This is a genomic window from Microbispora siamensis, from assembly GCF_016863095.1.
GTDB lineage: Bacteria > Actinomycetota > Actinomycetes > Streptosporangiales > Streptosporangiaceae > Microbispora > Microbispora siamensis.
Genome location: NZ_BOOF01000011.1, coordinates 83926 through 104976, shown reverse-complemented (window position 1 = coordinate 104976; position 21051 = coordinate 83926). Strand labels below are relative to the sequence as shown.

The 21051-nt window shown below is 70.5% G+C and carries 16 protein-coding genes; 4 read left to right on the top strand and 12 right to left on the bottom strand.

All coding sequences use genetic code 11. The annotated features are described in order from the left end of the window. Positions 1-65: 65 nt before the first annotated feature. Complete coding sequence (locus Msi02_RS12375) at positions 66-1106, bottom strand: aldo/keto reductase (protein WP_204048474.1); 1041 nt, start codon at positions 1104-1106, stop codon at positions 66-68. Between the two features lie 147 nt (positions 1107-1253). Between Msi02_RS12375 and Msi02_RS12370 the strand changes: the two genes are divergently transcribed. The 3 genes from Msi02_RS12370 to Msi02_RS12360 all read left to right on the top strand — a co-directional run bounded on the left by Msi02_RS12370 (position 1254) and on the right by Msi02_RS12360 (position 7133). Continuing rightward, a complete protein-coding gene (locus Msi02_RS12370) occupies positions 1254-1667 on the top strand; it encodes a MarR family winged helix-turn-helix transcriptional regulator (RefSeq protein WP_204048473.1) in 414 nt (137 codons plus the stop codon). 211 nt (positions 1668-1878) lie between these two features. Next, positions 1879-3642 carry a discoidin domain-containing protein gene (locus Msi02_RS43925; RefSeq protein ID WP_204048472.1) on the top strand — a complete coding sequence of 588 codons (1764 nt, stop codon included), beginning with the start codon at positions 1879-1881 and terminating at the stop codon, positions 3640-3642. Between the two features lie 17 nt (positions 3643-3659). Next, a complete protein-coding gene (locus Msi02_RS12360) occupies positions 3660-7133 on the top strand; it encodes a discoidin domain-containing protein (protein ID WP_204048471.1) in 3474 nt (1157 codons plus the stop codon). An 8-nt stretch (positions 7134-7141) separates the two neighbouring features. Here Msi02_RS12360 and Msi02_RS12355 read toward each other — a convergent pair whose 3' ends face one another. From Msi02_RS12355 to Msi02_RS12325, 7 genes are all read right to left on the bottom strand, one after another. After that, positions 7142-8077, bottom strand: coding sequence for an MBL fold metallo-hydrolase (locus Msi02_RS12355; protein WP_239108345.1), 936 nt, complete (start codon positions 8075-8077; stop codon positions 7142-7144). A gap of 86 nt (positions 8078-8163) precedes the next feature. Next, positions 8164-9636, bottom strand: a complete 1473-nt coding sequence (locus tag Msi02_RS12350; RefSeq protein ID WP_204048470.1) for an AAA family ATPase — start codon at positions 9634-9636, stop codon at positions 8164-8166. A gap of 140 nt (positions 9637-9776) precedes the next feature. Further along, positions 9777-9944 carry a hypothetical protein gene (locus Msi02_RS12345; RefSeq protein ID WP_239108344.1) on the bottom strand — a complete coding sequence of 56 codons (168 nt, stop codon included), beginning with the start codon at positions 9942-9944 and terminating at the stop codon, positions 9777-9779. Positions 9945-10349: 405 nt separating this feature from the next. Next, positions 10350-11072, bottom strand: a complete 723-nt coding sequence (locus Msi02_RS12340) for an AfsR/SARP family transcriptional regulator (protein ID WP_204048469.1) — start codon at positions 11070-11072, stop codon at positions 10350-10352. Positions 11073-11382: 310 nt separating this feature from the next. Continuing rightward, positions 11383-12585 carry an MFS transporter gene (locus tag Msi02_RS12335; protein WP_204048468.1) on the bottom strand — a complete coding sequence of 401 codons (1203 nt, stop codon included), beginning with the start codon at positions 12583-12585 and terminating at the stop codon, positions 11383-11385. A gap of 93 nt (positions 12586-12678) precedes the next feature. Next, the gene (locus Msi02_RS12330; protein WP_204048467.1) at positions 12679-13308 is read right to left on the bottom strand and encodes an NADPH-dependent F420 reductase; all 630 of its coding nucleotides are present in this window, start codon (positions 13306-13308) and stop codon (positions 12679-12681) included. Beyond that, entirely contained in the window at positions 13305-14726 is a 1422-nt protein-coding gene (locus Msi02_RS12325; protein ID WP_239108343.1) for an FAD-binding oxidoreductase, read from the bottom strand. The genes Msi02_RS12330 and Msi02_RS12325 overlap by 4 nt, the downstream gene beginning before the upstream one ends. 230 nt (positions 14727-14956) lie before the next feature. Between Msi02_RS12325 and Msi02_RS12320 the strand changes: the two genes are divergently transcribed. Further along, the gene (locus Msi02_RS12320; protein ID WP_239108342.1) at positions 14957-16114 is read left to right on the top strand and encodes a helix-turn-helix domain-containing protein; all 1158 of its coding nucleotides are present in this window, start codon (positions 14957-14959) and stop codon (positions 16112-16114) included. A gap of 73 nt (positions 16115-16187) precedes the next feature. Here the strand turns inward: Msi02_RS12320 and Msi02_RS12315 are convergent, their stop codons facing one another. Genes Msi02_RS12315 through Msi02_RS12300 form a run of 4 tightly spaced genes read right to left on the bottom strand, consistent with a single transcriptional unit; the run spans position 16188 to position 21020 of the window. After that, complete coding sequence (locus Msi02_RS12315; protein ID WP_239108341.1) at positions 16188-17828, bottom strand: carboxylesterase/lipase family protein; 1641 nt, start codon at positions 17826-17828, stop codon at positions 16188-16190. A 1-nt stretch (position 17829) separates the two neighbouring features. Continuing rightward, a complete protein-coding gene (asnB, locus tag Msi02_RS12310; RefSeq protein WP_204048466.1) occupies positions 17830-19689 on the bottom strand; it encodes an asparagine synthase (glutamine-hydrolyzing) in 1860 nt (619 codons plus the stop codon). Positions 19690-19710: 21 nt separating this feature from the next. Then, a complete protein-coding gene (locus tag Msi02_RS12305; RefSeq protein WP_204048465.1) occupies positions 19711-20625 on the bottom strand; it encodes a tyrosinase family protein in 915 nt (304 codons plus the stop codon). 20 nt (positions 20626-20645) lie between these two features. Then, positions 20646-21020 (bottom strand): tyrosinase family oxidase copper chaperone, encoded by a 375-nt coding sequence (locus tag Msi02_RS12300; RefSeq protein WP_204048464.1) that lies wholly within the window; start codon positions 21018-21020, stop codon positions 20646-20648. Positions 21021-21051 lie beyond the last annotated feature (31 nt).

Sequence of the window (21051 nt, the reverse complement as noted above, 5' to 3'; positions counted from 1 at the left end):
GCCGTGCGCGAAATCGGGCACGCCCGGCGTGCCGCCCTCGCGCAGGTCGCTCAGCAACCGCGTGTTCATGATTCGCGACCTGTTCTTTCCATGGACGGCGCAGGGGTGCGTTCGCTGTCCAGCAGAGCCATGAGGGATGCGGCGTACCGGGTGCCGGCCGCCGCCCCGGCCGGGATGGCCTCGTCGATCGCGCGGAGGTCCGTGTCGGTCAGCGTGACGTCGGCCGCGGCCAGGGCCTCCTCGACGCGGTGCGGACGGCGGGCGCCCAGGACGGCCACGATGGTGCCGCGCTCGTGGCTCTGGGCGACGACCCAGGCGGTGGCGAGTTGCGCGACGCTGATGCCGTGCGCGTCGGCGAGCGGCCGCAGCCTCTCGACGAGGGCGAGGTTCGCGGCGAGATTGTCGGGGTGGAAGCGGGGCAGCCAGTGGGCGCGCGGGTCCTCTCCGGCGGGTCGCCGGTAGGTGCCGGTGAGCAGGCCGTGTGCGAGTACCCCGTAGGCGGTGACGCCGATCCCCAGCTCGCGGCAGGTGTCCAGGATGCCGTTGGTTTCGGGATCACGGCTGAACAGGGAGTATTCGATCTGCACATCGCAGATCGGGTGCACGGCGTGGGCACGGCGGATGGTCTCCGGGCCCACCTCGGAGAGACCGATGTGGCGTACGTACCCGGCCTGGACGAGCTCGGAGATCGCGCCGATCGTGTCCTCGATCGGGGTGTCGGGGGCGAGACGGGCGGGGCGGTAGATGTCGACGTGGTCGGTGCCGAGGCGGCGCAGCGAGTAGGCGAGCGCGTTCTTGACGTGGGCGGGCCGGCCCTCGATGCCGACGAAGGCTCCGTCGGGGCCGCGCAGGCCGCCGAACTTGACACTGAAGAGCACCTTGTCGCGATCGCCGGCGCGGAGGGCGCGGCGGATGAGGTCCTCGTTGTGGCCCATGCCGTAGAAGTCGGCGGTGTCGAGGAGGGTGACGCCGGCGTCGAGGGCCGTGCGGATCGTGGCGATGGCGTCGGCCTCGTCGGCGGGGGCGGTGTGGTCGGACATGCCGGCGCAGCCCAGCGCGATAGGGGCGACCCGAGGGCCACCGGTTCCAAGATGTCGGGTGTGCATGACGCCTCCTGTGGGGCGAGAAGCATGGACGCCGCCGACAGAGCCGCTGCGAACGCAGCCGTCTGTTAGCGTTGATATTTCAACACTAGGAAGAGGCTTGTTGATATGTCAACACGAGATGGAGAGGCCGCAGCATCGAACGAGGCCGTGACCGGCGTCGCATCGGAGCCCGTCGACTTCTGGGCGGCCTTCAAGCGCGCCCATGAGGTCGTCCGGGCCCGCGTGATCGCGGACACCGCCGAGGCGGCGGGCCTGTCCGAGCCCGACCTGGCGATCCTCGTCAACCTCGGCAAGGCGGGAGGCGCGCTGCGCCAGAGCGAGCTCGCCGCGTCACTCGGCTGGGACCGCACCCGCGTCTCCCACCAGCTCACTCGCATGAGCACCCGTGGACTCGTCGCCCGCGAACGCGCCGGCGGCGTCATCGTCACCCTCACCGACAGTGGGCGCGCCGCGATCACCGCCGCGCTTCCCGGCCTGGACGCCGCGGTACGCCGCCACTTCACCGACAAGCTCTCCGCGCAGGAGATAGAAACGCTGGCCGCCGTGTTCAGCCGGCTCTGACGCGCTCCCGGCTGGAGACCGGAGCAGTGCCGACGATTCCGGACAGCGGAACATACGGCCCCTCGGCAACTCCCGGCCGTCGGCGGCAGTGGACCTCGCACGTCAAGATTTTTTCTTGCACACTAAATTCAAGTATTGACCTAAGTATCGAAGGCGATCATTCTCTGGTCAGGGCTCGTCCCCGTTCACCCCCCGAAGAGAGATCGCCATCATGAGAAAGCGTTCGACGATCCATCCCGCGCGCCGCGCCCTGACGGCCGTGCTCAGCGCACTGGTCCTGGTCGTGGCCTGCGTCGTCGCGGCGACGGCCGTGTCCTCGCCGGCCACGGCCGCGCCCGCCCTGCTGTCGCAGGGCAAACCCGCGACCGCCTCGTCCACCGAGAACGCCGGCACACCGGCGTCGGCCGCCGTCGACGGGAACACCGGCACCCGGTGGTCCAGTGCGTTCAGCGACCCGCAGTGGCTTCAGGTCGACCTCGGCGCAACGGCGACGCTGAGCCAGGTCACCCTCAACTGGGAGGCCGCCTACGCCACCTCGTTCAAGATTCAGGTGTCGGCCGACGCCACCACCTGGACCGACGTCTACTCCACCACCACCGGCGCCGGCGGCGTACAGAACCTCACCGTGACCGGCTCGGGCCGGTACGTCCGGGTCTATGGCACCGCCCGCGCCACCGCGTACGGCTACTCCCTGTGGGAGTTCCAGGTCTACGGCACGACGTCCGGCACCGCCTGCGGCACGGCCGACGCCGCCCAGGGCAGGCCGGCGACCGCCTCCTCCGCCGAGAACGCCGCGACGCCCGCGTCCGCGGCGGTGGACGGCAACGGCGCGACCCGCTGGTCCAGCGCGTTCGGCGACCCCCAGTGGCTTCAGGTGGACCTGGGCTCCGTCAAGACGATCTGCAAGGTCGTCCTGGCGTGGGAGGCCGCCTACGCGACGGCCTTCAAGATCCAGGTGTCCGACAACGCCTCCACCTGGACCGACGTCTACTCCACCACCACCGGCACCGGCGGCACGCAGACCCTGAACGTCACCGGCTCGGGCCGGTACGTCCGGATGTACGGCACCGCCCGCGCCACCGCGTACGGCTACTCGCTGTGGAGCTTCACCGTGAACACCACGGGCGGCTCGACCGATCCGACGACCCCGCCGCCCGACGCCTTCTGGGGCGACACCTCCAACATCCCGGCGGCCAGGAACGTCGTCATGGTCAAGATCCTCAACCGGACCAACGGCCAGTATCCCGACTCGCAGGTCTACTGGAGCTACAACGGCCAGGTCCACTCGATCGCCGAGCAGCCCTACTTCGACATGCCGGCCAACACGGCGGGCCGGATGTACTTCTACCTCGGCTCCCCCAACAGCCAGTACTACGACTTCATCGAGTTCACCGTCGGGCCCTCGGTCTTCAACGGCAACACGACCCGGGTGGACGCGTTCGGGCTGAAGCTCGCGATGCGCCTGCACGCCCGCGACGGCTACGACGTGGCGGTCGGCGAGGACTACGCCACCTTCGCCGAGTCCCGCGCGGCGACGTTCCAGCGGTTCATCGACGAGGTGCCTGCCGAGTTCAAGCCGCTGGCCCAGGTGCAGGCGCCGTACCGCATCCCGGCTCCGGGCAGCGCGTCGATCTTCCAGCCCGGCGGGGCGTACGCGAACTACTTCACCGGCTACGCCGCCCAGCAGGGCGTGACGGCGACGACCTCGCAGGTCACCGGGTGCGCCGGACCGCTCGCCGAGGCCCCGAAGATGTGCGCGGCGCTGAACCGGCACGTCGCCGGGCTGTCCGACGCCCAGCAGTCCGACCCCGCGAACTACTACAAGGCCGCCCCGGCGAACTACTACGCGAAGTTCTGGCACGACCACGCCATCGGCAAGCTCGCCTACGGCTTCCCCTACGACGACTACGCGGGCCAGTCCTCGTTCATCTCGCACGGCGACCCGCAGTGGCTGCTGGTCGCGGTCGGCTGGTAGCGCAGGCAGGAGACGCGATGAAGCACACCCTTCCGTTCCCGCGCGGGCTCGCTCTCGTCCTGGCGGTGGCGCTGGCGCTGCTCGCGAGCGTCGTCGCCGGGCCCGCCCACGCCGCACCCGTCCTGCTGTCGCAGGGCAAGACCGCGACGGCCTCGTCCAGTGAGAACGCCGGCACTCCCGCCTCGGCGGCGGTGGACGGCGACACCGGCACCCGGTGGTCCAGCGCGTTCGGTGACCCGCAGTGGCTCCAGGTCGACCTCGGCGCAACGGCGACGCTGAGCCAGGTCACCCTCAACTGGGAGGCCGCCTACGCCACGGCCTTCAAGATCCAGGTGTCGGCCGACGCCACCACCTGGACCGACGTCTACTCCACCACCACCGGCACCGGCGGCACGCAGACCCTAAACGTCACCGGCTCGGGCCGGTACGTCCGGGTCTACGGCACCGCCCGCGCCACCGGCTACGGCTACTCCCTGTGGGAGTTCCAGGTCTACGGCACCACCGGCACCTCCTCGGGCTGCGCCGGCCCCAACGCCGCGCTGAACCGGCCCGCGACCGCCTCGTCCACCGAGAACGCCGGGACGCCCGCGTCGGCGGCGGTGGACGGTGACCCCGGCACCCGCTGGTCCAGCGCCGCCGCCGACCCGCAGTGGCTTCAGGTGGACCTGGGCGCGGCCAAGACGATCTGCAAGGTCGTCCTGACCTGGGAGGCGGCCTACGCGACGGCCTTCAAGATCCAGGTGTCCGACAACGCCTCCACCTGGACCGACGTCTACAGCACGACCACCGGCACCGGCGGCACGCAGACCCTCGACGTCACCGGCTCGGGCCGGTACGTCCGTCTGTACGGCACCGCCCGCGCCACCGGCTGGGGCTACTCGCTGTGGGAGTTCGCCGTCCACACCAGTGGAGGCGGCACCACCGACCCGCCGGGCGGGACGCCGATCTCGGCGTACAAGCAGGTGACGGCCTCGTCCTGGGAGGGCGGCAACGCTCCGGCGGCGGCCCTCGACGGGCGGACGACGACCCGCTGGTCGAGCCAGTACTCCGACGACCAGTGGCTGCGGGTGGACCTCGGCGGCGCCGGGCACGTCACCGGTGTCACGCTCAACTGGGAGTCCGCGTACGCCACGGGTTACCGGATCGAGGTGTCCGCCAACGGCACGTCGTGGACGCCGATCTACACCACGACCAGCGGCAGGGGCGGCGTCGAGAACCTGAACGTCACCGGCGACGGCCGCTACGTCCGCTTCGTCGGCACGGCCCGCGCGACAGGCTACGGCTACTCGCTCTGGGAGTTCCAGGTCTTCGGCACCGTGGACACGGCGGCCACGACCGCTCCCCTGCTGTCCCCGCCCACCAAGGCCCCGGCGACCACCGGTCAGTTCGCGCTGTCCGCCCCCGCCGACAAGGCCATGATCACCGACACCCGGCGGCCCGCGTTCTCCTGGGCGGCCGTCTCCGGCGCGGCGCGCTACGAGGTCTGGCTGAACGTCAGCCGCACCGACTACGACTTCACCGCCTCGGGCAACCTGATCGACCTCTACACCAAGGTCGCCGAGCCGACCGGCACGAGCTACACGCCCACCTGGGACATCCCCGACCGGTGGACGTACAAGTGGTTCGTCGTCGCGGTGAGCGGGTCGGGCGCCAGGACGACGTCGAACATCCGCACCTTCAGCGTCTACCTGCCCGACATCGAGCAGGTCGCCGACGGCGTCCCGATCGTCAACGGCGCCCGCGACCTCAACAAGAACGGCACGATCGAGCCGTACGAGAACTGGCGGCTGCCCGTCGAAACCCGAGTCAACGACCTTCTCGGCAGGATGACCCCCGAGGAGAAGGCGTACCAGATGTTCTACAACGCCCAGACCTACCCGCTCTCGGGCTGGCACTTCGGCCCGGCGTTGCCGAACGACCTGCACGCCGTCCTGCTGGGCGCGTCCGGAACCCGGCTCGGCATCCCGCCCGTCTCGGCGGGCGACACCATCGCCGGATACCAGACCACCTACCCCCTGCAGAGCGCGCTCGCGGCGGGCAAGGATTACGCGCTCGACTACAAGCTCGGCGACATGCAGCGCCGCGAGGAGCTCGAGGTCGGGGCGCGCGGCGTGCTCGGCCCGCTCGCCGAGGTCGGCACCAAGGTCCTCTACCCCCGCATCCAGGAGGGCAACGGCGAGAACGCCGACGTCGCGGCCGCCCAGGTCCGCGCGCTGGTGGCCGGGCTCCAGGGCGGCCCCGAGCTCAACCCCGCCTCCGTGCTGGCGACCGTCAAGCACTGGCCGGGCGAGGGCGCGGGCGGCGAGGCCGGGATCACCTACGACGCGGTGACGATCAAGTACCACATGATCCCGTTCAGGGCCGCGATGGAGGCCGGCGCGGTCAACATCATGCCGGGGTACGCCGGGAGCTCCTACCTCGACCCGGGCGGCTCGGGCGCGGGCGACAGCAAGCCGATCCTCGACTACCTGCGGAACAACCTCGGCTACACCGGTCTCATCACCACCGACTGGCTGCCGTCCTCGGTCTGGGTCAAGGCCGCCAACGCCGGCTCCGACGTGATGGGCGGGGCCGACCCCGGCGCCACCGGGTTCACGATGGCGACCTTCCTGGCAAACGTCCCGATCGCGCGGATCAACGACGCGGTGACCCGGATCCTGCGCCTGAAGTTCACGCTCGGCGTGTTCGAGCGCCCGTACGGCGACCCGGTGAACGGTCCCTACCGCTTCCACCAGCCGTCGTACGTCGCGCTCGCCAACCAGGCCGCCCGGGAGTCCATCACGCTGCTCAAGAACAACGGCGTGCTGCCGCTGAAGCTCAAGGCGGGCGACAACGTCGTGGTCGCCGGTCCGCGGGCCACCGACGGATCGGCCTGCTGCATCTGGACGAGCTTCTTCCACCAGGAGTACGGCTCGCAGACGCTGCTGGACGCGGTCAAGGCGCGGGCGGCCACCGCGGGCGTCAACGTCTACCAGGACACCGGGCCTTCGCCCAAGCTCGCGATCGTGGCGGTCGGCGAGCCGACCTACACGCACGCCACCGCGTGGGTGAAGGAGCAGCCCCAGTTGCCCGCCGACCAGCTGGCCGTCATGCAGAACTTCAAGAACCAGGGCATTCCGGTGGTCGTCGTGCTGACCCTCCCCCGGCCTATCGTCATCAGTGAGTGGAACGGCCTGGCCGACGCCATCGTGGTGACGTACCGGGGCGGTGAGGAGGTCGGCCCGGCCACGGCCTCGCTGCTGTTCGGCGACTACACGCCGCGCGGCCGCCTGCCGTGGCAGCTCCCGCGTAGCCTCGACCAGATCCTCAAGCCGGGCGGCGGCGATGTGCTCGCCGACGCCGTCGAGGACTGGAACCTCCCCTACGACCTGGGGGCCACCGCCGCCCAGCGGTCGGAGATCCGGGCCCGCATCGACGCGGGCCAGACCGTCCCCACCACCTACGGCAACCCTCTCTATCCGTACGGAGCCGGGCTGCAGGGCTGGTCGTGACGCCGGCCTCAGACTGAGGTCGGCAGCGGCCCGCCGTGCCAGGTCACGGCGTCGGCCAAGGCGGCGAGGAGATCCACCTCGCCGCCTTCGGCCTCGGCGTAGGCACGGTGGAGGTTGAGCACCAGGCGCTCGGCGTCCGCCCATCCGGCGAACTCGCCCAGGTCGGCCGCCTGCGCGGCGGCCAGCGGGGTGAGCCCGTTCTCACGTCCCGCTCGGGCGGCGTCGAGGACGAATCGGTAGTACCGCTCGTGCGCGGCCAGGATCTCCGGCAACTCGGAGGCGGTGGCGAGCGGCCCGTGTCCCGGCACGACGTGCTCGGGTTCGAAGGCCGCCAGCCAGTCCAGCGACCGCAACGCCCCCTCAAGCGACCCCATCAGCACCAGCGGCGTGAGCCCGTTGAACAGCAGGTCCCCGGCGAACAGCACCCGTTCGCCGGGAAGCCACGCCACCACGTCCCCGGGGGTGTGCGCGGCGTGGCCGGGGTGCCGCAACTCGACGCGGCGCGCCCCGAGATGGACGGTCAACTCGGAGGTGAACACCACCGTCGGCGGGCGGCGCGTCACGTGTCCCCAGTCGGGCACCGGCGTCCACACCGGCGGGCAGCCGTCGATGATCGGATCGGCCAGCAACGCCTCTCTCATCGCCGCGTGCCCGAAGACGACCGTGTCGTCCGGAAGCAGGCTGTTTCCGTAGCAGTGGTCCCCGTGCTGGTGGGTGTTCACCGCCATCCGGACCGGGGCGTCACCGGTCGCCTCGGCGACCGCGCCGAGAAACCGCCGGGTGCGCGCCTCGGTCGCGCAGGTGTCGACGATCAGCACGCCGCCGTCGCCCGCCACGGCTCCGGCGTTGTTCACCCACCAGGTGCCGTCCGGCTGCACCCAGGCGAAGATCCCCGGCCCCACCTCGTGCAGCCCCGCCCCGTCGGCCCGCTCCACCACGCTCACGATCCCTCTCGTCGGCGTCCTACCCCAGGGGACCCTACCGACGGCCTCCCTGCCACAGCGAGCCGGCCGCGACAGGCCGGCTCGCGTCAGCTCCGGCCGTACAGGGCCGGCAGGTCGATCAGGTGCACATCGGGTGAGGCGCTCGCCTGGGCCACCGCCCTGTCGTTGAATCCGGTGCCGCTGAAGCAGACGAGACGGGTACGCGTAGTGTCATAGCGGCCGGACGCGGCGATCAAGTCGCGAATGTGCTGGAGACGTTCGATGTGAGCGATTCCCATCGTGTCGTTCCATTTGGCTTCGCCGACGGCCAGCAGCGGCGGCTTGCCGCCGTCAGCGATGCCGATCACAGCCACGTCCACCTCGTGACCGGTTCTGGCTTTGGAATCGTGGACGACACCGTGACCGACGCGGGCAGGCAGCCCGCCGAACAGGTCGGGATCGGCGTGATGCAGCGACCACTCGCGGCAGATCTGCTCGAAATGCGGGCCGAGGACATTGCTGACGAAGCGGCGGCGGCTGGCCTGCCAGACCCGGGCGGCGCTGCCCGGTCGCTCGAGCTGGTCCCAGACCGGCCGCATGATGGCGTGATAGAAGCGGATCAACGGCTCGGAGATGCGATATGTGGCGCGGTTATCCCGGAAGACGTCCGAATCGCGATGCAACAGGCCTGCGTCTTCGAGGACGTTGATGGGATGCGCGATGTCCGTCGCCTTGCGCTCCAGGTAGCCGGCCATACCCCCGCGCGTGGCGTTGCCGTCGGCGACGGCCGCCAGGACGGACAGATACAGGGCGCTGTCACGCAGGTCCGGCTCCTCGGCCAGTAGGTAACGGGCTTCACGGAACAGGGGCGTCTCCGGGTTGAGCACGGTGCGAACCACCCAGTCGTCGAAGTCTTCCGGTCCCACCGGCGTGTCACCCCGTGCGAACTCGCGACGATAGGCGGGCGTGCCGCCGACAACCGCGTTGACCTTGAGAGCCAGCGCCGGATCGGAGATCCCCCAGAACTCGGCGGCCAGACGGTGGTCGAGCGGACGGACGAGCAGTTCCAGTCCCGCCCGTCCACGCAACGGCGCGTTGCCGGACAACAGCCGGCCCATGAAGGACAGGGCCGAACCACACAGCAACAGACGCGTACGGGATGCAGTGCGCTGATCCCGCATCGGCCGGAACGCCTCCTGGATGAGGGAAGGCAGCTCCGGGTTCGCCCGTGCGAGGTACGGAAACTCGTCGATCACGACGGGGGTGGGCCGCTCGGTGCCAAGAGCGAGGAGTGCGTCGAGAGCTTCGGACCAGTCGGCGAAATGGTAGGGGGTGGCAGGGCGGGCATGGGCGGTCAGCGCGGCGCTCAAACGGCGCAGCGATTCGGCATCGGCCGCCTCGGTCGCTCCGAAGTAGAAGCCGCCTGCGGCACGACATGCGGCGTCCAGCAGGAAGGTCTTGCCCTGGCGGCGTCGCCCGGAGACCACGCCGAGAGTCGCGCCCGGTTGCTCGTCAGTGATGAACCGCGTCAAGGCGGACCATTCGTAGTCGCGGTCGAACATCTCGACCGGCTTGTCCATGCGCACACTCACAGAAGTAGGAGTACAGTTATATAAACTGTAGTCCTAAAAGGAGGCGGCGATGCGACGCCGGCTCTGTAGCGTTCGGCACATGCTGTGGCCTCCGGCCGCCTCGGTGCCGAGCGTGGCGGGCACATGCTTCACCGGCTCGATGTACCGCCGGACCGGAACAGGATCTCGGCCCTGTTGACGCCGATCGCCTCCACCCGGATCCGCACCTCGCCCGGCCCCGGCTCACCCGGCTCCAGGTCGTCCAGCCGCAGCACCTCGGCCCCGCCGATCTCGTGGAACCGCACAGTCTTGGACATTCTCCGTTCGTCCGCGGCCCACTCTGCGGCAGAAGTACGATTGATCGGGCAGTACTACGTCGGGACGTCGCGGGATGAACTCGCTGCGCCGCGCCGAGATGGACGAGGTGTTTCCCGGGCTGCTCGGCGCCCTCACCCGTCAACCGGCGAGGAAGACCTGACGCCGCATAACCATTTCGTCGCCGGCTATTCACCGAATCGCCCGCCGGCATACGGCCGCGGAGAGCACCGGCGATATTCGCGCCACCGACGAACGCCGTTGATATGCCGCCGCGCCGGGCGGTGATGTCATTCCCTATCGAGCGACAGGGCACGGACGGCCTCGACGCAGAAACGCCGTCCGCCGGGCCCGTTCACGCGCCGACGCGTGCGCTCGCCGCGCCCGGGATGGACGCGGCGTGCCGGTCACACCACTACACCGGCCTTCTGAAAGGACCGGGCCTCCGACAGCACCCTCATGACGCACTCTCCGTTGAGGATGAGCCGTTGCAGCTCCCGCAAGGTCCCCGTGGGTTCGATGCCCAGTTGCTGGGAGAAGCGCCGCCGTAGTTCCTGGTACACCTCCAGGGCGTCCGCCTGACGCCCCGCGCCGTGCAGCGCGATCATGAGCTGCGCGGCGGGCGTCTCCCTGAAGGGGTTCTCCGCGACCAGGCTCGCCAACTCGCCCGTGATCTGGCGGTGCCGGCCCAGCAGCAACTCCAGGTCGAAGTATTCCTCGGCCACCAAAAGGCGTTCCTCTTCCTCTTTTCGGGCGAGGGACCGCAGCGGCTGACTCTCGAGCCCTTCACAGAGCGGGCCGCGCCACAGCGCCAACGCCGCCTTCATGAGAGACGCCGCCGTCTCGAGCCGGCCCGCCTTGAGGGCCTTTCGCGCCCGCTCCGTCGCGCCCCGGAACGCGAGGAGGTCGAGCGCGTCCTCCGGCACATGGATGAGGTAACCGGAGGGGTGGGTCTCGATCTCGCCCCCCGACCTCTGCATCCGCAACACGCGACGCAGGCCGGAAGTGCAGATGCGAAGCTGGCTGTCGACCGAAGCGGGCGGCTCCTCGCCCCAGATCGCGTCGACGAGCCGCTCCGAACTCACCACCTCGTTCGCGCGCACCAGCAGCATGGCGAGCAGGGCCTGCATGCGCAGGCTTCTGATCTTTATACGTTTGCCGGAACTCCATACCTCGAGTGGGCCCAGAACTCGGAACTCGTGCTCGGTTTTCACCTGCGACAACTCCCCGCGCTAGCCGTACGACACAGATTTCCGTTCTGTACACCTCGACAGGATGCGCCGATCCCGCGATTCCTTCTATACGCCGCAGGCGAATGTCACACACCCGCGAGGAAAACGACGAGAAAATAGGCCCGATTTCGCCAAATGAACGTAGCCGCTCCGACAACCGATGTCAATGAAAGTTGAATTCAGGATTTTCTTGCTTTAGGACGGCCCATTATGACGAGGCGGCTTGCGACGCCTGGCCGGCGGGCCTGGGCAGGCTCCTCGCCACCCCGGCCGGTTTGTTGACCCGCAGGGATACGGCGAGCCCGGCGAGGGCGAGCACACCTACGGCCAGCGCCGCGTAGCCGACCCCGTGCGCGCCCCCCGCGGTGAAGCCGACGGCACCCGCGACGCCACCGGTGCTGATCCCGATGTAGATCGTGCTCTGATGGAGTCCCAGGACGAGGGGGGCGGCCTGCGGCGCGGCGGCGACGACCCGGAGCTGCTGGGGGACGTTCACCATCCAATGGAACAGGCCCCACACCGCCGCGAGCGCCAGCGCGGCGGGGAAGGTCGCCGACAGCAGCGGAGCCGCCGTGGCGGCCAGCACGAGCAGGGGCGCCGCGTACCCGATCGTTCTGGCGGGCCCGAGGCGGTCGGTGAGACGACCGGTGAGGAGGTTGCCTGCGACCGCGCCGACACCGAAGCTCAGCAGCACGAAGGACGTCTTCGCGGCGTCGCCGCCGGTCGCCTTCCGGGTGACCTGGTCGACGTAGTTGTAGACGGTCCAGCTGGTGCTGAGGCACAACCAGGTCGCCATCAGGGTGGTCAGGACCGGAGGCCGGGTGAGCGGCGCGAGCCGCTCCCGCAGGGATGTGGCCGCCTGGCCCGGCATCCACGGCAGGCTGAAGGCGACGCCTGCGGCCGCGACCGCGGTGAGCGCAACGACGACCCACAGAGTCGCCTGCCACCCCGTGTTCGCACCGAGCCAGGCCCCCAGGGGCAGGCCGAGCACGATCGCCGTGGTCAGGCCGCCGACGACCGTCGCGGTGGCCCGCCCGCTCCGCTCGGGGGGAGCCATGGCACGGGCCACGGCAAGAGCGTTCGCGGTGTACATGGACGCTCCCGCGCCGGCGACGACGCGGCCGAGCATCGCCACCCAGTAACCGGGCGCCACCGCGGTCAGGGCGTTTCCGACCGCGAACACGGTCAGCGCGGCCAGCAGGAGGCGGCGCGGCGGCCTGTGACCGATCAGCGCGGCCAGACCGGGGCCGCACACCGCGTAGGAGAGGGCGAACGCGGTGATCAGCCAGCCGGCGGTGGTGCGGCTCACCGCCAGGTCGTCCGCCATGGGGTCGAGGATCGGAGCGATGACGAAGGTGTCGACCCCCATCGCGAAGTTGCCGAGTGCCAGGATGAGCAATCGAAGACGCATGAGCCAGTCCTTCTGTTTCGTCGGCGTGTGGACGTTCTGCCGGAGGGCCTGCGGCGCACCTCGTCCGGCGGTGCGCACGCGCGGGGTCTGCCGTCACCAGTTGGGCAGGAACTTCATCGCGGCCTCCGGAACCACGTCGAGACGGGTGACGATCTCGATGCAGAGCACCGCCATTTGCTCCAGGACCCTGGCGTTGCGCAATCCACCGGAGTCCAGCCCGCGCAGTCCGCTGCGATCGACGATCTCGATGACCGTGGCCTTGGCCACGTCGTCGTCCGAGGCGACGAACACGTCCGGCTGAGCGTCGTCGATCCGCCCGGTCAGCAGAGCCGAGGCGCAGAGGGTGTTGAACGCCTTGACCACCGACGTCTCGGGCGCCGCCAGCGCGAGCCGTTCGGCGATGCTGAGCGAACCGGCCGGATCCGCCCCCGGGTGGCAGTCGTGGACCGGATTCGTCGTGTCCACCAGCACCAGGCCGGCCAGCTCGGACCTGTACGCGGTGACGAAGTCCAGAACGTCGCGGTGCCCTCCCAATGCGAGGGTGACGATGTCCGCGCGCAGTGCCGCGTGAACGTCCGCGGCGACCTCGGCTCCCGTCCGCGCCGCGGCCCGGGCGGCGCGGTCGGCGCGCAGGTCCAGCAGCATCACCCGCTCCCCTGCGATGACGTACCGGTGCGCGATCGCGCGACCCATGGGCCCGGCTCCGATCACGCTGACCGTCATCGCGCCACCGCGCGCCGGCGGGACGGGGGGATGTTGTGGTTGAGGCGGAAGACGTTGCCCGGGTCGTACTCCGCCTTCAGCTCGGCCAGGCGGGCGTAGGCGTCGGGCGAATAGGCGGCGCGCACCTGGTCGGGGGTCGCCGACGCGTCCAGGAAATTGAGATACCTCCCTCCGGTGGACCACGGCGACATCTGCTCCAGCAGCAGGTCGTCGGCTTCGCGCCGTCCCATCCGCGGACCGCCCGGTGCGACGGTGAGCAGGCAGAAATCGGCCTCGCGGTTCCCGACGGCGTTGCCCTCGGCCGGCGCCCGCCGGAGCGCACCGCCCAGATGCCGCAGTTCCACGAGCCCCAGGCGGCAGTCCGTTCCCGGACCGGCGACAGCGAGCAGTGCGTCGATCGCGTGCTGGTCCACGCCACGCAGCATCGTCGTGCGCTCGTGGTAGGAGTACGGCCGCGTCGGATCGGCGTGAATGGAGGCTACGTCCGTGTAGGGCATCTCGGCGACGGTGTCCAGGACACGCGGGGCGAGGCCGCGTAAGGGGGCGACGAGCGATTCACCCTGGTCCGCGGGACCGGTGAAGGCGATGCGTATCTGGGTGAGGAACCGGCCTCGCAGCTCCTCCCTGATTCCGGGGTCGTCCGGCAGGCGCACGAGCGCGATCGAGGAGTTCATCTCCTCGGGGACATCGGCCGTCCACATGAGCCACCACCGCAGCACCTCGGGCGCCGACTCGCCGGCGAAGCTCAGCGTGCCGCCGTACAGGCGGGTGACCGGCACCAGCCCGAGTTCGATAGAGGTGACGACGCCGAAGTTCCCCTTCCCGCCGCGCAACGCCCAGAACAGGTCCGGCTCGTGCTCGGTGTCCAACTGGCGGGGGACGCCGTCGGCGGTGACGACGTCGATGCCCCGCACGTGGTCGGCCGCGTAGCCGAAGGTGCGGGCCATCACCCCCAGGCCCCCGCCGAGCGTGTAGGAGACGGCGCCGACGAGTGGTGACGAGCCGTTGAGCGGAGCCAGCCCGAACGCCGCCGCCTCGTGGATCACCTGTTCCCAGCAGACTCCCGCCTCGATGCGAGCGGTGCGCCGCCGAGGGTCGACGCGCAGGCCGGTCATCCGGCGGGTGGAGATCAGCACGGCGTCGTCGGCGGACACGGCCGGCCCGTGCCCGGTCGCCTGGACGCCCACCGGCAGCCCGCGGGCGGTGGCGAATCGGACGGCGGCCACCACATCCTGGGTTCCGGTCGCGCCGACGATCACGCGCGGACGGTGGTCGAGCAGGGTGTTGAATCCCCGCCGCTCGGTGTCGTAGTCGTCCAGTCCGGGCAACAGCACAGGCCCGCGGACCTGCGCGGCGAGCGACGCCTGCTCGGACGAGGGGGCGCAGGCGGCACTCCGGACAGCGGTCTCCATGGTCATGCCTCTCCTGAACGGTGCCGGATCGGGGTCGCGCTGCCGCCTCGTCCGGCAGGAGCGGTTCGCAACAGACACCGGCATCGTCCGCCGCGGCGGAGCAGGCGCGGTATCCCGTGATCGGGTTGTTGACGGATCCGGCGCATCCCTCAAACGGGGGGTTGCGCGGGCGGCCGGCGGTGCGGTCACCTGGACGGGACACCGTGCGTCCGCGTGCGACGGGAAGAGAGAACGCGATGATGAGCGGGAACGGCGGACTGCCCACGGCCGTGGCGCGGAAGGTGACGGCCCTGGCGCGCGAGCTCGACGAGGCGCCCGACGCGTTGACCTTGTTCTCCTGGGCCTCCCGGCTGCTGCGCCCGATCATCCCCTTCGACGCGGCGGTGTGGCGGGCGACCGATCCGATGACCGGCATGATGACCTCGCCGATCCGGGTGGAGAACCTCGGTCAGGACGGCTGCTCGGTGTACTGGGAGTCGGAGCTGCTGACCGAGAACGTCAACCTGTTCAGCGACCTGGCGCGCGCCCAGGTGCCCGCGGCCGGGCTGCATGCTGCGACCGGCGGACTCCCCGGCCGCAGCACCCTGTATCGGGCGTTCCTGCGGCCGCGCGGCCTGAACGACGAGCTGCGTGCGGTGGCGCGTGCCGACGGGCATCCGTGGGGGCAGATCAGCCTCTTCAGGGCCGAGGGAGAGCCCGTCTTCCACTCCGACGACGCGATGGTCCTGCATCGGTTATCGGCGGTCCTCGCCCGCAGGCTGAGGTCGTTCGCCGAGCCGCGGACCGACCCCGAGACCGGGCCGACCCCCAGTGACGGGGTAGGGCCCGGGCTGCTGTACTTCGCCCCCTCGGGCGAACTGGTGTCTTTGAACGACGAGGCACGCGACTACCTGACCGAGATCGCCGCGCTGAGGGCGGAGCCGGCCAGTCCCACCCCGCTGGGGGTGGCGGTGCCCGCGTGGATCCACAGCACGGTGAGCAAGGCCCGGGCGATCGCGGCGGGCCGGGCCGGAGGTTCCGCGCGGCTGCGGGTCCGGGGCAGGGCCGGGCGGTGGCTGGTGTGTCACGCCTCGTGCCTGCGCACGGCCGAAGGCGAGCTGGGGGCCTCGGTGGTGGTGATCGAGCGCGCGCCGATCTCGGAGGTCGCGCCGTTGATGGTGCGGGCCTACCAGCTCACCGACCGCGAACTCGAGATCACCCAGCTCATCGCGCGGGGCATGGGAACCGCGGAGATCTGCGAGAAGCTGTTCATCTCACCGCACACGGTCCGCGACCACGTGAAGTCCATCTTCGACAAGGTCCGTGTCACCAGCCGCGGCGAGCTCGTCGCGAAGCTGTTCACCGAACACTACGCCCCGCTGAGCGAGGGCAGGGAGCAGCGCGTCTTCGACTGAGGCGTCGTGCGCTTCCCGGCCTTCGGCGACGCCGGGAGACCGGGAAGCGCCCGTGTCCGCGCGGGCGTGACGGTCACGGCGCGGGGGGCCAGTGGATCTCGTCCCAGAAGCGGAGCTGCCGCGCCTTGGGGGTCGTCGCCACGCGTGGTCCACCCGGCTCCCCGAGGACCAGGGTGCTGGGCCGGTCCGGGGAGAACACCGGCCATCGCGGCGTCGCGCCGGACGACGGCGTGCCTGTGCGGGCGAAGGACGCCACGAGGTCGATGAAGGCGTCACTCACCCGGCGCTGGAAGGGGCCGTCGCCGAATTCCGCGACGTTCCCGGGAAGAGCGCAGGTCCCGAAGAGGAACGGCGAGGTCGCCTCGTGCGGGGTGCCGAACCACGGGGGCCGTACGGGGAACGCGAACTCCATCACGTACTGCGGGGTCGTGCCGACGCGGGCGTGCCGTTCGCTCAGGCGCACGATCGGGTATCGGAAGAGGGCGTCGCCCCAGACCTCCGTCCACAGCGAGCGCGGGTCGTCCGGCAGACAGCCGGCGACCGCCGCCGCCCGATAGGCGCCGACGCACTCGTCCACCAGGTGCTCCGGCACCCGCACGAGCCCCTTGTCCAGCACGCCCCGCACCGCCGCCCGTAGGGACGGGTCGTCGGTCGGCGCCGGCGAGGGGATCGGAGAGCCGGGCCCTGTGTAGAAGGACCCTTCGGTACGCGTGTAGACGACCATCAGTGGCAGCGCCGGTGTGGGCGACCGGTGGTCGAAGTCGTGCATCCACCGGCCGTCGGGCAACGGCCCCCGGTATTCCCGGCCGCTGGCCACGGCGTGCTCCGCCGGCGGCCCCGCGAACATGCGTTCCCACTCGTGCCGGATCGCCGCCGCGGGCAGGCCGCGCAGGCCCGCGACGGTGGTGCCGAGCCGGGCCGCCATCGTCTCGAACGCCCGTCGGGAGTCGGCCGCGGTGAACGCCGTGCTCGGGCTCCACACGTGGCAGGCGCTGATGGGTATCGCGCGACGCACCAGGCCACGCGTCTCCGGGAGGAGCGTCAGCTGCCAGACCGAGGCGCCGCCGGCGGACGTGCCGCACACGGTGACGTTGTGCGGGTCGCCGCCGAAGGCCGCCGCGTTGTCCCGGACCCATCGGAGCAGCGCGATCTGGTCCTGGAGGCCCCAGTTGGAGCAGGACCCGGTGGCGGCGTCCAGCAGTTCCTCGTGCAGGCCGAACCCGAACGGCCCCAGCCGGTAGTTGAAGGTGACGACGACGAGGTCTCCCCGTACGGCGAGCCGCGCGCCGTCGTACGTCGGCAGGCTTCCCGAGCCGACCTGCCAGCCCCCGCCGTGGATGTACACGAGGACCGGGCGGCGACCGCGTGGGTCCGGCGTCCAGACGTTGGCGTAGAGGGCGTCCTCGCGGCTCGAATCATCGCCCTGCTGGAGGAAGGCCGGTGCGAAGCGGCTCGCGTCGCGGACGCCTCGCCACGGCCGCGGCGGCCGGGGCGAGGCGAAGCGCAGCGCGCCGACGGGCGCGGCGGCGTACGGCACGCCCCGGAACACGGCGCATCCGCCGGTGCGAACGCCGGCCACCGGCCCCGCGGTGGTATGCGCCACCACGGGACCGGAGGCCGCGGGCCCGCTCCGCCGAAAGGCGGGCGGCGCCCCCGCGGCGGCCGTCGCGCCGACCATGGCCAGGAACGTGCGCCGTGGCCACTGCGACGGCATGTCAGCGAATCCCGCCGGCCAGCCGGACGCCGTCCTCGCGGACCCACTGGTCCAGGTCGATCAGCCGCTCCAGGACGGCGCGCGCGCTGTAGGGCCCGCCGATGGAGAACGTGCCCGGCGGGCGGTCCAGCAGTCCGCGCAGCCCCCGGCGGTCCACGAGGTCGAGAACCGGCGAATCGCCGCCGGCGAGCGCCGCGACGCGTTCCCGCAACGCGATCTCGTAGTTCAGGTCCTGCGTGGAGGGATAGGGGCTCTTCTTCCGCTCGACGATGGACCGCGGCAGCAGATCCTCGGTGGCGGCGCGCAGCAGGCTCTTCTCCCTGCCGTCGAAGGTCTTCATCGCCCACGGCGCGTTGAAGACGTACTCGACGAGCCGGTGGTCGCAGAAGGGGACGCGGACCTCCAGCCCCACCGCCATGCTGATCCGGTCCTTGCGGTCCAGCAGGAAGGTGACGAAGCGCGTCAGGTGGAGATAGCTGATCTCCCGCATACGGGCTTCCTCGGGCGACTCGCCGTCCAGGTCGGGAATCTCGGCGATGGCCTCCTTGTAGCGCTGGTCGATGTAGTCCCCCAGCTCCAGGCCGTCCCACAGCCCGACCGCGCGCAACGCGTCCTGGCCTCCGGCCCGCCTGTACGGCAGGTGCCAGGGGAACGTCGCGGACCGGACCGCCTCGGGGTCGTGGAAGTGGCTGTAGCCGCCGAACAGCTCGTCGGCCGACTCCCCGGAGAGCGCCACGGTCGACCGGCTCCGGATCGCCTTGAAGAGCAGGTAGAGGGAGTACTCCATGTCGCCGGTGACCGTGGGCAGGTCGAGTGCCCTGCGTACGGCTCCGCGCACGTCCGGGCTCAGCAGGTCGGCGTTGTCGAGGACGATGTCCTCGTGGTCGGCCCCGATGTGCCGCACCGCGTCCGCCACGAAGGGCGCGTCCGGGCTCTCCCACACCGCGTTCGGCCGGAAACGCTCGCTGTGCCCCACGAAGTCGACGGAGAAGGTCCGCACCTTCTCGCCGGTCTCCTCGGCCAGTCCGCGCGCGGCGAGCGCGGTCACCGCGCTGGAGTCCAAGCCGCCGGAGAGCAGCGAGCACAGCGGCACATCCGAGATGAGCTGCCGGCGGACCGTGTCCTCGAGGATCTCCCGTACCGTGCGGACGGTGGTGGCCAGGTCGTCCGTGTGCCGCCGCGACTCCAGCCGCCAGTAGCGGCTCCTGCGCACCCCGTCGCGGGAGACCCGGACGATCCCACCCGGCAGCACCTCACGCAGGCCGCGCAGAACGGCGTGTCCCGGGGTCATGGTGAGGCCGAAGACCTCCCGCAGCCCGTCCGCGTCCACCGCCGCCTCGACCGCCGGGTGGGCGGTGATCGCCTTGTGCTCCGAGCCGAACAGGACGCCGTCCTCGGTGACGTGGTAGAAGAGCGGCTTGACGCCCAACCGGTCGCGGACCAGCAGCAGTTCCTGGGTTCGCGTGTCCCAGATGGCGAAGGCGAACATCCCGTTCAGGCGTGCGGCGAAGCCCTCGCCCCACTCCAGGTACGCGCGCAGGACGACCTCGGTGTCGCTGGCGGTGCGGAAGGCATGGCCTCGGCTGCGTAGTTCGTCGCGCAATTCCCGGAAGTTGTACACCTCGCCGCTGTAGCTGATGACCGCCGGGACCTGCCCGCCGTCTTCGGCCACCATCGGCTGCCGGCCGCCCTCCAGGTCGATGACGGCCAGCCGCCGATGTCCCAGCGCGGCGTGCCCGCCGCGCCACACCCCGCCGGCGTCGGGTCCGCGGCAGGCCATCGTCGCGACCATGGCCTCCAGTTCCTCTGAGTGCCTCGTCAGGTCCCGCCCGTAGGAGACCCACCCAGCTATTCCGCACATCGAGATGAACCTTTCCGCAGGTCAGGCGTACTTGTAGAACTTGGTGTGGTCGATCACGTCGCGGACCCTCTTGGTGCGCCAGGGGAAGAGCCACGTGTTGACGTCGGGTACCTCCGGCGTCGGTTCCGTGGGGAGGTAGTGCGGCACCCCGGGGTGCCGGGCCTGCCAGTCCGCCCAGCACTTGTCGATGAAGCAGTGGTGGAGGAAGAACACCGGGTCGTTGGGCGAGGCGATGTACATCATGTGCCCGCCCACCCATTGGTGCCCGGCCCCGTGGAGCTTGCCGGCCTTGGGCTCCCAGGGAAAGTTCGTGTAGCCCTCGAGGTGGTTGCGGAAGCTGTTGTACGGAGCCTCCCCGCCCGAGGTGTAGTCCCAGGGCGGGCAGTCGTAGACGGGCAGGTCCAGCGTCTGGTTCAACTGCTCGGGGGTGGGCAGATCAGGAATCTTCTGCCCGATGCGCCGGATCAGGAACTCGCGGTCGTCGACGGTGTAGTGCCCGTTGAGCGCCGGGTCCTCGGGCCCCGCCGGCTGCACGTTGACCTTCAGCTTCCACCCGTTGGGATAGGCGAACGGGCCCGTCATGACCATGCCGTCCTCGGGCCGGCCGTCGCCGCCCATGAAATCGTCGTCCCACAACGGCGAGTCCTTCGACTGGTCGGTGGTCCAGTCCCAGTAGGGCAGGGTGACCGACGGATCGACCAGACGCAGCTGGTTCTCCAGCTCCAGCAGATATTGGCGGTGCCAGGGCAGGAAGCCGGGGTTGATGTGCCCGACCCGCTTTCCCGTGTCCTTGTCGATGTAGTCCTTGGAGTTGACGTCGACGTGCAGCCTCACGAACTCGTCGTAGACGCCCCGGCGTTTGATCTCCAGGACGGCGTCGATGAAGCGGCGCCGCTCGTCCTTCGTCATGTCGAGGTGGTTCTTGCGGATGCGCATTGTCGCGGCCGTGTCCTCTCTCACGCCGTGTGGGCGCCGTGCCCACCCAGGTCGACCAGGTTCGCGCCGTGCAGTTCGTTGACCGCCGCCCGCGCGGCCTGCACCGGGCTGCCGAGGACCTCGTAGTGGCACATCGCGCTCAGGTAGGCGTTCTCACCGAGCTTCATCAGGTGCAGCCGCGTGCCGTCCACGTACACTTCGGTGCCGGACGCGGACTCACGGACCTCGATCGTGCGGCCCTTGTATCGCTCGCTGTAGAGCGGCACGGAGTGCGTGGCATGGGCGTCCACGACGGCAGGGCCGCCCTGGGCCTTGAGGTAGCCGAGCGTTCCGACTCCCCCCACGCCGACCGCCAGCGCGGCTCCGCGCAGCATGACCTCACGCCGGTTGAGCATGCCGTTGTCCTTTCGCCGGGTTTCCATAAGT